Here is a 14,011-nt window from a genome sequence, read left to right as displayed (position 1 = left end):
GCCAGCAATGCGCCGCGCGCGCTTTATCAGTCACGGCCCGGCATTGGCTCGGCTAGCGCTGCTCGCGAAGGAGACGCCCGGAAGGGGTCCGCGAAGTACTGCGTCTCGTGCGTCACGAGGCCATCGGTGAACTCCATGATGCTCACCGAGTGGGTGGGTTCGCCGTCATAGGTGATCACGCACTCGCTCACCCAAAGCTCACCACCGCCCAAGATCCGGGTGATGGTGAAATGGCGCTGGGCCGAGTGCCCGCCGCGTTGCGCTTGGATCCTTGACCGGCCCCGGAAGCGCTCTCCGGACTGGGGGTAGTCCAAGATCGCATCCGCTGCGTACATCGCGTGCTCAGCGGCGATGTCCCCGAGCTCGGAGGCCTTCCAGTGCTCCTCTATCCGGGCCCGCGTCTCGGAGTCACGAGTCATGATCTTCCTTACCGAGTGCCTGCTTCAAATGCTTTGGCCTGGCGCGACGCCAGATGACGCCGCGTCGACGTGTCGTTGACCAAGTTGACGAAGTCTCCAGTAGATCGATCAGTGAGCGTTTCCCAGTAGCAGGGCGCCTCCCCGCCCGTCGCCGGTGTGATTGCCACTGTCGCTGTCCTGGAACCCGGAAACGTGATGGTTGGTGCAGCGACGGCCAGGCCGGCACCGGTGAGCATCAGCCCGGCGGGGAACCTAGCGGCGACGAGCGTTCTGACTGGTTTGGTCATGTCCTCCCCCGACGCTGGTTCGGCCGCACCGACCCCGGGGGATCCCTTATCGGTCAGTGCGTGAGCGATCCGGTCACCCACGTGCGTGGCGCCGATCTATCGGAAGCCCTGCGATCGCACCGCTCGCCGGACGGGTTGGCGTGTCAGGCGCCGGCCGCCATCGACGGGGGAGCACTTCGGTGTCCATCACCTCGCGACAAGCGGCTCGCCTGACCGCCTGTCCCATCCGTGGAAGGGCGAGCGGTCACCGGCGGCCCAGGCCTCGCGGAGGCCCGGGGTGCTCAGGTCCCAGTCGGGGCGAATCTCCCTCGTCGCCGCGCGCAGGTCACGCCAGAGGTCGTCGACCGACGGCCGACCCCAGAACCAGTAGCCGTTGTAAATGCTGTGAATGACCAGTCCCGGCTTGAGCACGAGCGTGTGCGGGATCATCGGGTCATTGTCGGGGTCGGTGTACTCCTGGATGTCCAGGTCCTTCTGGATCGTTCGGCCGGGATCGGATAGGAAGGTCCACTGAGCGCCGACCGACGCGCGGAACTCTTGCAGCGTGTGGTGCTCGTCGGTCGAAATCGTGACCATCTGTGTGTAAGCGACCGCGACCTTCGACTGGAACGCCGCCAACTCGAGGTGCTGTTGGTGCTCCTTCGGGCAGTAATGGCCGCGCGAGAGCATGAGGATCAGAGGGTCGCGGCCCTGCAGCTCGGTGAGCGTGCGGACCGTGCCGGTGTGATCGGTCAACGCGTAGTCGGGGAAGACCCCGCCCGGGATGATGTCCGAACGCATGTGGTGACCGCCTCTCAGGTGGCATCGGCTGCGTGACCTGCAGAACGGTTCTGCGGAGTGCGCTGCAAAGACTTGGCAGCACCAGCAAAACTTGGCAGCACCAGCAAAGCAGTAGGCCAGCCGCGGAGGTAACCGCCGCACAGCGGAACGCGTTGAACAGCTCCTCACCCATGCGGGCCGCCACCGTTACTCGCTGGGAGGCCCGAACGGCCATCGTGTCGAGCCGTCGGCCAGGCCCCCTGGTACGACAGGGCGGAAGACGGCAGTCTGAGGCGGCGGCGGTGGTCCACGACCCCGCGGCGGCGAGGTCCGCGGCCACCGGGAGCTGCGGCGGTTCGTCCGTCAGAACCAGGCGTGCCCAGCCGACGCGACGACCGCGCGGTGCGACGGGCGCCGAACCCCAGTTCGAGGCCGCGCCACCTCTCAGAAATCCACCCGTTCGACACGGAGCCATGGATGACCCCGCTGGACGGAAGGAGCTCGCGATATGACCTTGCTCTCGCTCAACATCGGCCTGCCCAAGAACGTCGCCTGGCAAGGCCGGACCGTCCACACCGGGATCTGGAAGCACCCGGTGCGCGGGAAACGGATGGTCCGCCGGCTCAACGTCGACGGCGACGGCCAAGGAGATCTGGGCGGCCACGGCGGCGAGAACCGCGCCCTGTTGGTCTACCAGCTCGGCTCATACCAGCACTGGCGACGGCACCTCGGCCGGCAGGACATCGAGTTCGGTGCGTTCGGGGAGAACTTCACCGTCGAAGGGTTGGCCGACGACCAGGTGTGCATCGGCGACCGCTACCGCATCGGCGAGGCGGAGTTCGAGGTCAGCCAGCCCAGGGTGACCTGCTTCCGGGTCGGCATGCGGCTCGGCGAGCCCGACATGGCCGCGCTGCTCGTCGCGCACCACCGGCCCGGGTTCTACCTGCGGGTGCTCACCGAAGGGCAGGTCGAAGCCGGCGATGAGATCGTCAAGATCGCCGACGGCCCGGGCCGGATGACCGTCGCCGAGATCGACGGACTGCTGTACCTGCCGGACCGAGACCCCGCCGCTCTGCGGCGCGCTCTGCGGATACCCGCGTTGAGCCCTGGCTGGCAGGGCTCGCTCCGGGAGCTCCTCGACGGGGCGGACAGGCAACAAGACGGGGCGGCACAACCGGCCGACGTCGAGGCGAGCTGGCCGGGTTTTCGACGGCTGCGGGTCCTCACCACCGCGGCCGAAAGCTCCACGATCACCTCGATCTACCTCGGGTCGGAAGATTCGGCGCCCCTGCCAGCCGCGCGGGCCGGCCAATATCTGACGCTTCGCCTGGCCGGCGCGGGCGACCCAGCCCCGGTACGCAGCTACTCGCTGTCCTCTGCGCCTGGGGCGACCGACTACCGGATCAGCGTCAAGCGCGACCCGAAGGGCCTGGTCAGCCGTTATCTCCACGACACCCTGCGACCCGACGCCGTCATCGAGGTCGCGGCACCGCGCGGTGAGTTCGTGCTCCGAGGCGGCACGAACCCGGTCATCCTGATCTCCGCCGGAGTCGGGGTGACCCCGATGCTGGCCATGCTGCACCAGCTGGCCGGCCAGCATGCTGAGCGCGAGGTCTGGTGGCTGCACGCCGCCCGCCGACCCGAGGAGCATGCGTTCGCCGCCGAGGCACACCTCCTGCTCGCCACCCTTCCTCGGGCCCGCGAGCACGTCTTCTACACAGCGGCCACGCCGGTCGAGCTGGAGGCGACCGGTGCGCGCGCCGGGCGGCTCACCGCCGAGACATTGGCCGGGCTCTCCCTGCCCGGCGACGCCACCGCATACCTGTGCGGTCCGGCCGCGTTCATGGCCGACATCGGCGCAGGGCTGAACGGTCTGCGCATCACAGACGTCCACACCGAGCGGTTCGGCGCCCTGGACGCGATCAACCCGGGCGTGATCGCGCAGGCCTCGGTCGCGCCACATCCGCCGTCCGGGCGGCCCGGGGCCGGTCCGCTCGTCACCTTCGCCCGCAGCGGGCTCTCCGTGCCCTTCGATGGCCCCACCACACGAAATGTCCTCGAACTCGCAGAGGCCTGCGACGTGCCCACCCGCTGGTCATGCCGAACTGGGGTCTGCCACACCTGCACCACCCCGCTCCTGTCCGGCCGGGTCAGCTACGAGCCCATCCCACTCGAGCCACCCGCCGACGGGTCGGTGCTGATCTGCTGCGCCCGCCCGGACTCCGAGCTCGTCGTGGACCTGTAGCCGTTCGGCCTGCCTGACGTTGATCGGATGATGCTCGGCGGCGCCATCCGGGGCGTGTGGGCGATCAGGCGATTTCCCGGGTCTGTGATCGGTCGGTTCCCCAAGGCCTGGTGGCCGTGGTCTCCCGGGCGACGACGCGCCCTGTCCTATGACTGCCCTCCGCGCCGGCGCCGGTATGACGAGCACAGCCCACCGTCGGCCCGCCGACACCTCCGGGGGCAGGGAGTGCGGCCGGTCAGTGCCCGTTGACATCGCGCGCGAGCTGCGCCGCCCCCACCACCGCGGCAGCCTCGCCGAGCTGGGCCGTGCGGATGCGGGCCAGCGGGCGCCGTGTCCCCCCGGTGACCGTGCGCGCGTAGTGCTCCCGCGCCTCGTCGAGGAACAGGGGCGCCGACGCCGACACCCCGCCCCCGATGACGACCAGCTCGGGATCGAAGACATCGGCCACCAGCGCGAGCCCCTCCCCCAGCCAGCGGGCCAGCTCGTCCATCGCCGCGCAGGCCACGGGGTCGCCCTCGCGGGCCGCCACGGCCACGCGCTGCCCCGTGACCTGGCCCGGGTCGCCGTCCACGAGCCTGCGCAGCACCGGGGAGCTGCCGGGGTCGCGCGCGAGCAGCTCGACGGCCGTGGTGGCCAGCGCGGTGCCGCTGCAGTAGCGCTCCCAGCAGCCGTTCTTGCCGCAGGGGCACGGCCGCCCGTCGGGCACGACGCGCAGGTGACCCAGCTCGGGGGCCACGCCGAACGCGCCGCGGTAGAGCCCGCCGTCGAGCAGCAGGGCCGAGCCGATGCCGGTGCCCAGCGCCACGAACACCACGGTGGCCGCGCCGGAGGCGGCGCCGAAGTGCCGCTCGGCGAGCGCGGCGGCGTTGGCGTCGTGCTCGACGACCACGGGCATGTCGATGCGCTTCGCGATCCGGTCGGCGACCGGGGCGTCGCGCCACGACAGGTGCGGGGCGAACCGCACGCAGCGCCGGTCGGGCGTGATGAAGCCGGCCAGCGCCAGCCCCACCGCCTTCACGTCGTGCCGTGCCGCCAGCTCGCCGATCACCCCGGCCAGCGCCGCCTCCAGCGCGGCCTCGCTTCGCGGCGTGGGGGTGCGGGCGGTGTCGAGCACGGTGCCCTCGGCATCGACGACGCCCGCGCGGACGCTGGTGCCCCCGACGTCGACACCGATGGTCAGCACGAGCCCCACCCCCGCGGGTCGACACGGAACGGCGCGCGGGCCGACTCGCGGGTCATCGGGGGCTCCTGACGCGGTCGACGTGGATGCGCTGGACGGGGCGTGCGGGGGGCGGCGGGGGCGCGGCGGGCTCCGGGTGCGGGCCCGGGTCGCCCTCCTCCAGTGCCGTCCGCAGCACGGCGAGCAGGCCCGACGCCTGCTCCGCCAGCCGCACGGCCAGCTCGGGCCGTTCCCCGCGCAGCGCGGCCAGCACGGCGCACACCGGACAGTTCGCGCAGGTCGCGGCGCCGGAGGCGGGCTCCGAACCCACGCGCTCGAGGAGCGGGGCGATCCGGTCCAACGCGAGGAGGACGAGGGCGCGCAGCTCACCGGGAAGACCGGCGTGCCCGCCGCAGCCCTGAGGGCCGTCGGTCATCGAGCCCATCCGGTCAACGGACCCACACCGCGGGGTCGGGCACGAACACGACGCACAGGTCGTCGCCGTCCAGGCGGGCGGCCGTCACGGCGCAGCGGCGCAGCACCGAGGGCAGCGCCACCATCCGGCGCACCCCGCCCACCGCGACCGCGAGCTCGTCACCGACGCGGGCCAGGTCGAGCGGGCCGTCGGCTGCGCCGGGCAGACGCAGCACGAGCTCGAACTCCGAGTCGGCCGACGTGCCGGCACCGGCGGTGCGCCGCACCCGCATCAGCGGCGGGCCCTGCTCCCCCGGCGCCGCGGGATCGCTGTCGCCGTAGAGGTTCTCCGCGATCTCCAGCAACGCGGGCACGCCCGTGGGCTCGGCGGCCGAGTGGCCGGCGGTCCGCAGCGGCACGTCCCCGAGGCCGGCCAGCTCGGCGAGCACGACCTGTTGCTCGGTGTGGCGCTCGCGCAGCCACCGGGCGGCGGGCCCGCGCAGCGAGACGGGCGGGCCCGGCACCACGCGGTTGGCGACGAGGCCGTCGACGGCGAGGCCGTGCAGGGCCAGCGCCGTGAGCGTGCGGCGGGTCTCGGCGGCCACCACCCGTTCCGGGGTGAGGACCAGCCGGATCGACGTGCGCGTGTGGTCTGCGAGCATCGCGCGCAGCCCGGCGAGCTGCTCGGCGAGTGCGTCGAGGGCGTCGATGGTGGCGTCCCAGCCCGGACCGTCGGCCTTCCCGCCCTTGGTCCCGCCGGCCAGACCAGCGAGCAGCCCGCGCACCGCGCGACGGTGGGCCGGGAAGAGCCGCTCCAGATAGCCGGAGATCGCCTCGGGCAGCCCGAGCAGCCGCAGCGTCTCCGCGGTGGGCCCACAGTCGACCACCACGACCTCCCACAGGCCGGTCTCCGCCAGGCGCCGCACCTCCCCCAGCGCGAGCAGGTCCTCGACGCCCGGGAGCACCGTCAGCTCGTCGGCCACCAGCTCGTCGACGCCCGCGCCCGCGAGCACCGTGCGCAGGTGCCCCTGGAGCTGCCCCCACGAGGAGTCGAGCAGGGCGCGGGTGTCGATGTGGGCGGCGAACAGCCCACCCTCCAGCTCGGTGGGGTCACCGCTGAGGTCGGCGTCGAGCGCGTCGCCGAGCGAGTGGGCGGGATCGGTGGAGACCACCAGCGCCTTGCGGCCCGACCGGGCCAGACGGGCCGCGGTCGCCGCGGCCAGGGTCGTCTTCCCGACGCCACCCTTGCCCGTGAACAGCACGACCCGCACGGTGCGGGAGCCTATCCGCGCTGGTCCACCTGGGCCTGTCAGCCCCCGTTCTCGACCCGGCGCTTGAGACCCTTCAGCGCGGTGTCGATGATCACCTTCTCGGCTTTGCGACGGAGCATGCCGATCATCGGGATGTTCAGGTCCACTGCGAGCGAGTACGTGACGGTGGTGGAGTCCGGCCCGCCGTCGAGCGCGTAGGAGCCGTCCTGCGCCTTCTGGATCTGGCCCTTGACCAGCGTCCAGCTCACGGAACGGCCGTCGGCGGCCCAGACGTAGTCGAGCGTGTAGGAGTCCTTGATCGGGCCCGCGTCCATGGTGAAGCGCACGCGCTCCGCACGGCCGGCGTCGTCGTTCTCGAGGACCTCGACGCTCTTCACCTGCTCCGCCCACTCCGGGTACGCGTCGAAGTCGGCGATCACGGCCATCACCTGCTCCGGTGCGGCGGCGATGGTGATCGAGGAGGACGTCGCGTCGGCCATGGCCCGCAGGTTACCGGTGGTCAACTGATCACCAGCGCAGGACGTAGGGCGTGGCGGTGCGCCGGAAGTGCCCCACGTTGACGCACTCGGTGCGCCCCACGCGGACGCGCGCCGACAGCGGCTGGTGGACGTGGCCGAACAGCGACGCGCGAGGACCGTCGCGGTGGATCTTGTCCAGCAGCGCGGGCGACGCCGACTCCGACCGTCGCGACACCACGTCGTAGGACAGCTCCGGGACCGCGGGCGGGGAGTGGCTGCACAGCACGTCGACGGGGCCGAGGGCAGCAACGGCCTCGTCGTACTCCTCGGCCAGGCGCAGGTGCGGGGTCCACGGGCCGCCGACGCGCGGGGCCATCCCCGGGGGCAGCGGCGCGCCGCCCAGGAAGCCGAACCGCAGCCCGCCGATCTCGACGACGCGCCCGTCGGGCAGGCAGACGCCGGCGCGCTCGTACTCCGGCCACAGCCGGACGACGTCGACGTTGCCGGGGATCGCCCAGGTGGGCACGGTCATCGCGGAGAAGATCCGGTCGTACTGCTCGCGCACCGCCTCCTCGACGACGGCCCCGGGATCGTCGAGGCGCGCCCACTGCGCGCGGACGAACGCCACCAGCTCGCCCGGGCCCCCGTCGGTGCGCAGGCGGCCGAACTCGGCGCTGACCTGCGGGCCGAGCGCACGACCCAGGATGCCTGCCGCGGGATCGGCGTAGTCGACGTAGTCCACGAGATCGCCGAGCACCAGCAGGGCGTCGGCCCCCTCGCCCGCGCGGGCCAGCGCTTCGGCGTTGCCGTGGACATCGGAGACCACGTGCACGCGCATGGTCAGGAAACTACCTGCGGGGGCGGCGGCTCGCCCGCGGCCCGTCCCGCCTCCAGCCGGTCCTTGCAGGCGAACGCGATGGCCTTGGCGGCCCGCTGCCGCCGCGCGGCCTCCGCCACACCCCGGCGCCACGAGGCCGGGGCGGGGGCGCCGTCGGGACCGGCCGGGTCGGCGCGCAGGAAGTAGTGCAGCACCGTGCCGTCGAGCACCGGTTCGAGCCAGACCTCCATGCTGCCCACCAGCGCACCGGTGATCGTCCACCGGAAGCCCTGGTCGCCCCGGTCGGCGACGACCTCGAGACGCAGATCGGGCCACAGCCTCGGCCACCGCGCGGGCTGCGCGAACTCCGCGGCGACCACCGCGGGCGGCACCGCCAGGAAGGTCTCGTCCACCACGTCCACCGACGGCATGGGGGCAGCATGCCGGACGGACGAAACGGACGTGGCCCGGACCTGCCACTCGACTCCTACCAGAGGGTAGGTTCGCGGCAATCGAACGCCAGTGTTGGCCAGGAGGTCCCGACCGTGCGCGAGTACAGCGTCCCCGCCACCGTCCGCGTCAGCGACGAGGAGAACCTCGTCGACGCGGTCTACGACAACGTTGCGTCGCACGGCGCGGAGGTGGCCTACCGGCGTCGTGGCGCGAACGGCGTATGGACGGATCTGACAGCGGCACAGTTCGCCGACGGCGTGACCGCGGCAGCCCAGGGCCTCATCGCCGCAGGTGTGGCCGCAGGCGACCGCGTCGCCCTGCTCTCCCGCACCCGCTACGAGTGGACGCTGCTCGACTACGCGATCCTCGCCGCGGGCGCGGTCACCGTGCCGATCTACGAGACGTCCTCGGCCGAGCAGATCAAGTGGATCCTGTCGGACTCCGGCGCGGTGGCCGTGATCGTCGAGTCGGACAAGCACCGCGGCCTGGTCGACGGCGTGCGCGACGAGCTGGGCGAGCTCACCCGCATCTGGCAGATCGAGCCGCATGCGGGCGAGCCGGGCGCGATCGAGCAGCTGGGGTTGCTGGGCAGCGACACCCCGGCCGACGAGGTGCACGCCCGCCGCAAGGCCGTCCGCGCCGACGACCTCGCCACGCTGATCTACACCTCGGGCACCACCGGTCGTCCCAAGGGCTGCGAGCTCACCCACCGCAACGTCGTCTCGGAGGTGCGCACCGTCGCCGACGTGTTCCCCGAGCTGCTCACCCCGGGCGGATCGGTGTTGCTCTTCCTGCCGCTCGCGCACGTCTTCGGCAAGGTCATCCAGTGCGGAGCGCTCTACACCCGCACCGTCATCGGGCACACCGCGGACGTGTCCGACCTGCTCGGCGATCTCGCCGTGTTCAAGCCGACATTCCTGCTCGCCGTGCCGCGGGTGTTCGAGAAGGTCTACAACGGCGCTCGCCAGAAGGCGCACGGCGACGGCAAGGGCAAGATCTTCGACGCCGCCGCCGAGACCGCCATCGCCTGGAGCGCCGCGCAGGACACCGGCGGCGCCGGCATCGCCCTCAAGGCCAAGCACGCCCTCTTCGACAAGCTCGTCTACGGCAAGCTCCGCGCGGCCGTCGGCGGCAACGTCGTGGCGGCGGTGTCGGGCAGCGCGCCGCTGGGCGAGCGCCTGGGCCACTTCTTCCGCGGCATCGGCCTGCCCGTCCTCGAGGGCTACGGCCTCACCGAGACCACCGCGGGCATCACCGTGAACACCCTCGCCTCCCAGCGCGTCGGCAGCGTCGGGCGCCCGGTGCCCGGGCACGCCGTCCGGATCGCCGAGGATGGCGAGATCATGCTCAAGGGCCCGATCGTCTTCCGCGGTTATTGGAAGAACGACACCGCCACCGGCGAGGCGATCGAGGACGGCTGGTTCCACAGCGGCGACATCGGCGAGCTCGACGACGCCGGCTTCCTCACGATCACCGGACGCAAGAAGGAGCTCATCGTCACCGCGGGCGGAAAGAACGTGGCCCCGGCGGTGCTGGAGGACCGGCTGCGGGCCCACCCGCTGGTCAGCCAGTGCATGGTGGTCGGCGACGCGCAGCCGTTCATCGGGGCGCTCGTCACGATCGACGCGGAGGCCCTGCCCGGCTGGCTCGAGCGTGCCGGCAGGCCCGCCGGCACGTCCGTGGCCGACCTCGTGGACGACCCGGCCCTGCGCGAGGAGATCGGCAAGGCCGTGGCGGACGCCAACCTGGCGGTGTCGCGCGCCGAGCAGATCCGCGAGTTCCGCATCCTCCCCGTCGACTTCACCGAGGACGGCGGCGAGATGACGCCCACCCTCAAGGTCAAGCGCGCCGTGGTGGCGAAGAACTTCGCCGACGACATCGCCTCGATCTACGCGGGCACCAGGCAGCCCGCCTGACCGCCCCACCCCGCGAGTCGTCACGTCCGGGCGGGCGAGTCGCCACGACGGGGTGCGCGGGTCGACACGACCCGGCGTGGGGGTCGAGCCGGATCGCGGGCGGAACGTGGCGACTCGGCCGCGTTCCGTGTCGGCTCGCGGACCGTTCCGTGCCGACCCGCCGCTGTCAGGGGGCGGAGGTCCCGGGGAGGGAGTGGCCGGTCAGGAGTGAGCGCAGGCGCGTCACCCTCTCCGGCCAGGTCCAGCTCGCGCGCATCCACGCGCGGCCGGCCGCCCCCATCTCCCGGGCGCGGTCGGGGTCGGCCAGCAGGCCGGCCACGGCGTCCACCACCGCATCGAGGTCGCGGCCGCCCACCACGTGACCGGTGCGGCCCTCCCGCACCGTCTCCGGGGCCCCGCCCGAGTCCCCCGCGACGACGGGCACCCCCGACGCGGCCGCCTCCAGCAGGACGATGCCCAGCCCCTCCACGTCGAGCCCACCACCCCGGGTGCGGCACGGCAGGGCGAACACGTCGCCGACCGCCTGGTGGGCCGGCAGCTCGGCCGCGGGGACGGCGCCGGTGAACACCACGTGGCCGGCGACCCCGTGCTCGACGGCGAGCCGCCGCAGCCGGTCGCCGTAGGGCCCGTCACCGACCACGAGCAGGCGTGCCCCGGGCACGCGCGCCCGCACGCGTGGCAACGCCCGGATCAGCGTGTCCTGGCCCTTGCGCGGCACCAACCGGGAGACGCACGTGACGACGGGCGCCTCACCCAGGCCGTAGCGACGACGCAGGTCGGCCCGAGCGGCGGCGTCGGGCCGGAAGACGTCGGTGTCGATCCCGGACGGCAACGGCTCCAACGCGGCGGCGGGACCGAACGCGGCGGCGATGCGATCGCGCGTCCAGCGGGAGATCGTCGTCACCGCGTCGGTGCGGGACCCGATGCGCCGCAACGCCTGGCACGCGCCCGGCAGCATCGACCAGCCGACCTCGTGGCCGTGGGTACTGGCCACCAGCCGCTCCACCCCGGCCTGCCGCCGCAGCCCCGGACCGAGCAGCCCCAGAGGCGCGGAGGCGCCGAACCACACCGCGTGCGCCCCGTGCTCGCGAACCAGCGCCGCGGCCCGCCGCGCGACGTCGGGGGTGGGCAGCATCAGCGACGTGGGATGCCGGTACACGGGGTACGCCAGTGCCGCGTCGAACGAGCTCGCGCCGGGCCAGGCGGGCGCGTAGACGGCGAGCTCACCGGGCGGGAGACGATCGGCCAGCGCCAGGAGGTAGTTCTGGATGCCGCCGGTGCGGGGCGGGAAGTCGTTGGTGACCAGAAGCGTGCGCGGCACGGGGCGACGCTATCGCGCCGGGCCGGAGAGCGGGCGGCGGTCGACCGTCGGGGGCCGGCCGCCGCCCTGCCCCGGGGAGCGGACGTGGCTCGTGGGGCGCTACACGCGCCGGGCGCCGCTGAAGGCGCTCTTCGAGACCGTCTGGTACCTGACGACGTCGCCGGTCTGCGGCGCATCGATGAACTTGCCGTCGCCCGCATAGATGCCGACGTGGCTGACCGGGTCGTAGTAGAAGACCAGGTCGCCGGGCTGCAGCTCGTCCCACGACACCGGGGTGCCGACGAGCGCCTGCTGGCTGCTCGACCGCGGCAGCGTCACACCGGCCTTCTTGAACGCCCACGAGGTGAGGCCGGAGCAGTCGTAGCTGCTGGGTCCGCTGGCGCCCCACACGTAGGGCTTGCCGAGTTGCGTGGCTGCCGCTCGGAGGGCCTCGACGCCCACCCCGGTGCCGGTGATGCTCGGAGCGTCGACGCTCGGGCCGATGCGGTCGCGGCGCTGCTCGGGTGAGAGCTGGTCGAGCAGCGTCTGGGCCTGGTCGATGCGGATCTCCGCGTCCTTCTTGCGGGCGGCGAGGTCCTGCTCGGCCTTGGTGGCCTGGTCGACCGCGGCCTGGGCCCGCGCCACGGCGGCCGATGCGGCGGTCTGGGCGGCGCTGGTCTTGTCGACCTCGGCGCTGAGCTGCTGGAGCGCGTCCTTGTACTGAGACGACAGGCTCTCCAGCGCCGACATCTGGTCGAGGAAGTCCTGCGGCGAACTGCTCGCGAGGAACGCGTTGAACTGGTCGAGGTTGCCGCTCTCGAAGGTGGCCATGGCGACGGCGTCGACCTGCTTGCGGTACTTCTCCTCGTTGGCCTTCGCCGCGTCGACCGCGGCCTGCGCCGGCGCGACCGCGGCCTGGAGGTTGGTGACGTCGGCCTGGCGGGCCGCGAGGGTGTCCTGGGCCGCGTGCCACTGCTCGGTGAGCGCCTCGGCGTCGTGCTGCACCTGCTGGAGCTGGGCTGCGGCGTCGGCCGGGTTGGTGGGCGGGGGTGGCGGCGCCGTGGGGAGGACCGCCGCCGCGCCCGCGGCGTCGATCGGCGGGGAGGGCACCGCGGGCTGCGCGACCGCGGGGCTCACGACCAGGACCGCTGCGACCAGTCCGACGACGGCGATCGCACTGCCGGACATCACCCGCCACACCGTCCGGCGGGTGCGGGAGGGGTTGCGCCGAGGCGACACCACGCGGCTGGACTCCTTCCTCCATCCGTGCGTCACCCGGCCGGGGCAATTCGCGGGCCGAACGGACTAGAGCACGGTGACCCTGCGGCGCCGATCCCGTCGAACGGCGGAGTCGCACAAGGTCTCGCGGAGATTACGGAGACCAACTGGGGGCGTCCAACCCACCCCTCCCCCGGCGCGTCGCCGCGCGGGAGTCGCTCTCCGGAGTGATGAGTGACCGCCGAAGAGTTTTGCAACGCTGTTTCGTCACCCTGCGTCACGAACAGGTCGTGCTCCCCTCTCACCCGCGGTCGTTTGGCGCGAACGGGTGGCCACCAACCGCAATCTCGGCACGAGGCCTTGCTCCGCCAGGACCTCGAGAGCGTGCCGCTCCGGTGCGTCGAGCTGCACGATGGGCGCGCCGGACGGCAGCTCCGCGTCGCCGCCCACCCCGCCACCCTCGGCCGCCCGCGGCGCGGGCGCGCCCAGCAGGACCCCGATCACGCAGTCGCCGCAGGCGTGTCCGCGGACCTCGCAGCTGTCGCACTCGATGATCATCCTGAAGCTCCTGTCGACCGTGGTGTGTTCCCGGCACCACGGACGTTAGGAGCACCCACCGACAGTTCTGGGCCGACGAGGTCGGGACCAGCGGCAGGTCACCGCCGGATCAGGGCCTGACCAGGCGTCTCACCAGCACCGCCGACGGCACGCTGTAGGCCCCGCGGCGGCGCACGGAGTCCACCACCGCGCGGTCGGAGGTGGCGACCGCGACCGGCCGCCCCTGCGGCTCGGCCGCCACGAGCGAGCGGATCACGTCGTCGGCGAGGACGCCGGGATCGCTGAACAGCACGCGCACCCCGCGCGACCCCCGCGGCGGTGCCGCCACCACACCGGCGCCGTCGAAGACGACCGTGACCTCGACGCTCGTCCGTGCGGCCAGCGCCGCGAGCTGCCCGACGAGGCGGCTGCGCTGATCGGCCAGCGGGAGCTCCGGGTATCCGGTCTTGCTGACGTTGTAGCCGTCCACCACGAGGTGCACGGTGGGCACGGCGAGCAGCGCGTCGAGGCCGGCCACCGAGTCGATCGCGGCACCGACCCGTCCTTGACCGGCGCCGACCACCAGGTCTCCCGGGCGGGGTCCGGCGCCACCGCCGAGGGCGAGCTCCCTGCGCAGGCCGGCGACGGCCCCTCCGAGCGTGTCGACCAGCAGCGCCAGGCGCACCTCGTCGGCCTGGCGGGCCTCGCGGGCCGCTTGCCGCGCCGCGGCGACCTCCGCGCCCGCGCGGTCGGCCCGT

General features: G+C 72.9%; 14 protein-coding genes. 2 read left to right on the top strand and 12 right to left on the bottom strand.

The genetic code is table 11. From position 1 onward, the window contains the following. Nucleotides 1-26 precede the first annotated feature (26 nt). Together JWR81_RS07840 and JWR81_RS07835 are read right to left on the bottom strand one after the other, a co-directional pair. Nucleotides 27-419 carry a nuclear transport factor 2 family protein gene (locus tag JWR81_RS07840; RefSeq protein WP_297648786.1) on the bottom strand — a complete coding sequence of 131 codons (393 nt, stop codon included), beginning with the start codon at nt 417-419 and terminating at the stop codon, nt 27-29. 473 nt (nt 420-892) lie between these two features. Beyond that, on the bottom strand, nt 893-1,486 hold the full coding sequence (locus JWR81_RS07835; RefSeq protein ID WP_297648783.1) for a peroxiredoxin: 594 nt from the start codon (nt 1,484-1,486) through the stop codon (nt 893-895). A 487-nt stretch (nt 1,487-1,973) separates the two neighbouring features. Between JWR81_RS07835 and JWR81_RS07830 the strand changes: the two genes are divergently transcribed. Further along, a complete protein-coding gene (locus JWR81_RS07830; protein WP_297648779.1) occupies nt 1,974-3,710 on the top strand; it encodes an MOSC domain-containing protein in 1,737 nt (578 codons plus the stop codon). A 235-nt stretch (nt 3,711-3,945) separates the two neighbouring features. Here JWR81_RS07830 and JWR81_RS07825 read toward each other — a convergent pair whose 3' ends face one another. The 6 genes from JWR81_RS07825 to JWR81_RS07800 are packed head-to-tail and all read right to left on the bottom strand — an operon-like array spanning nt 3,946 to nt 8,260. After that, nucleotides 3,946-4,893: an ROK family glucokinase gene (locus tag JWR81_RS07825; protein WP_297648775.1), complete on the bottom strand. Its 948-nt coding sequence runs from the start codon at nt 4,891-4,893 to the stop codon at nt 3,946-3,948. A gap of 52 nt (nt 4,894-4,945) precedes the next feature. After that, nucleotides 4,946-5,305 (bottom strand): hypothetical protein, encoded by a 360-nt coding sequence (locus tag JWR81_RS07820; protein WP_297648772.1) that lies wholly within the window; start codon nt 5,303-5,305, stop codon nt 4,946-4,948. 13 nt (nt 5,306-5,318) lie between these two features. Next, nucleotides 5,319-6,554 carry an ArsA family ATPase gene (locus tag JWR81_RS07815; RefSeq protein WP_297648769.1) on the bottom strand — a complete coding sequence of 412 codons (1,236 nt, stop codon included), beginning with the start codon at nt 6,552-6,554 and terminating at the stop codon, nt 5,319-5,321. Nucleotides 6,555-6,592: 38 nt separating this feature from the next. Beyond that, on the bottom strand, nt 6,593-7,033 hold the full coding sequence (locus tag JWR81_RS07810; RefSeq protein WP_297648767.1) for an SRPBCC family protein: 441 nt from the start codon (nt 7,031-7,033) through the stop codon (nt 6,593-6,595). 28 nt (nt 7,034-7,061) lie between these two features. After that, complete coding sequence (locus tag JWR81_RS07805; protein WP_297648764.1) at nt 7,062-7,850, bottom strand: metallophosphoesterase; 789 nt, start codon at nt 7,848-7,850, stop codon at nt 7,062-7,064. 2 nt (nt 7,851-7,852) lie between these two features. Beyond that, nucleotides 7,853-8,260, bottom strand: a complete 408-nt coding sequence (locus JWR81_RS07800; RefSeq protein WP_297648761.1) for a polyketide cyclase / dehydrase and lipid transport — start codon at nt 8,258-8,260, stop codon at nt 7,853-7,855. A 114-nt stretch (nt 8,261-8,374) separates the two neighbouring features. On the opposite strand from JWR81_RS07800, the gene JWR81_RS07795 reads away from it, so the two are divergent. Next, nucleotides 8,375-10,198, top strand: a complete 1,824-nt coding sequence (locus tag JWR81_RS07795) for a long-chain fatty acid--CoA ligase (RefSeq protein ID WP_297648758.1) — start codon at nt 8,375-8,377, stop codon at nt 10,196-10,198. 166 nt (nt 10,199-10,364) lie between these two features. Here the strand turns inward: JWR81_RS07795 and JWR81_RS07790 are convergent, their stop codons facing one another. From JWR81_RS07790 to JWR81_RS07775, 4 genes are all read right to left on the bottom strand, one after another. Next, nucleotides 10,365-11,519, bottom strand: coding sequence for a glycosyltransferase family 4 protein (locus JWR81_RS07790; RefSeq protein WP_297648755.1), 1,155 nt, complete (start codon nt 11,517-11,519; stop codon nt 10,365-10,367). 99 nt (nt 11,520-11,618) lie between these two features. Next, nucleotides 11,619-12,740 (bottom strand): NlpC/P60 family protein, encoded by a 1,122-nt coding sequence (locus tag JWR81_RS07785; protein ID WP_297648751.1) that lies wholly within the window; start codon nt 12,738-12,740, stop codon nt 11,619-11,621. A 243-nt stretch (nt 12,741-12,983) separates the two neighbouring features. After that, on the bottom strand, nt 12,984-13,274 hold the full coding sequence (locus JWR81_RS07780) for a hypothetical protein (protein ID WP_297648747.1): 291 nt from the start codon (nt 13,272-13,274) through the stop codon (nt 12,984-12,986). A gap of 109 nt (nt 13,275-13,383) precedes the next feature. Next, a partial coding sequence (locus tag JWR81_RS07775) for an NYN domain-containing protein (RefSeq protein ID WP_297648745.1) occupies nt 13,384-14,011 on the bottom strand: 628 nt, incomplete at its 5' end.

The organism is Pseudonocardia sp., assembly GCF_025965585.1.
GTDB lineage: Bacteria > Actinomycetota > Actinomycetes > Mycobacteriales > Pseudonocardiaceae > Pseudonocardia.
Note: the sequence above shows the minus strand (reverse complement) of the source record. Positions and strands in the feature narration are given on the sequence as shown.